Raw genomic sequence first — 281 nt, forward strand, 5'->3', positions numbered from 1 at the left:
TGTTGCAATAAGCGTTATCGAAAGCCCGCGCGCCCGCCCCCAGACCAAACGCGCCGACGGCCATCAGTTGTCCGCCTTCTACCCCGACGTTGCGCGTCGCGGCATCACCCAGCGCCAGATTGCCACGCGCGGCGGCCTTGTCGGGCAAGTCGGACAGATTGGCGGCCTTTTTCATGCTGGCATCGTTGACCGCTTTTAACGCTTTGGGCGTGCTGGCTTTCGTTTCGTCGGTGCTGGTCGTTGCGCTGCTCAGTTGCACCAGCCCTTTCGCCGTGGTGCTG

The 281-nt window shown here is 63.0% G+C and carries 1 protein-coding gene; it reads right to left on the reverse strand.

The window, feature by feature from the left end; genetic code table 11:
- On the reverse strand, window positions 1-281 hold a 281-nt coding region (locus J0A68_RS23430; protein WP_206580534.1), incomplete at both ends, for a phage tail protein.

It is taken from the genome of Algoriphagus oliviformis (assembly GCF_017254915.1).
In the GTDB taxonomy this organism is placed as follows: Bacteria; Bacteroidota; Bacteroidia; order Cytophagales; family Cyclobacteriaceae; genus Algoriphagus; species Algoriphagus oliviformis.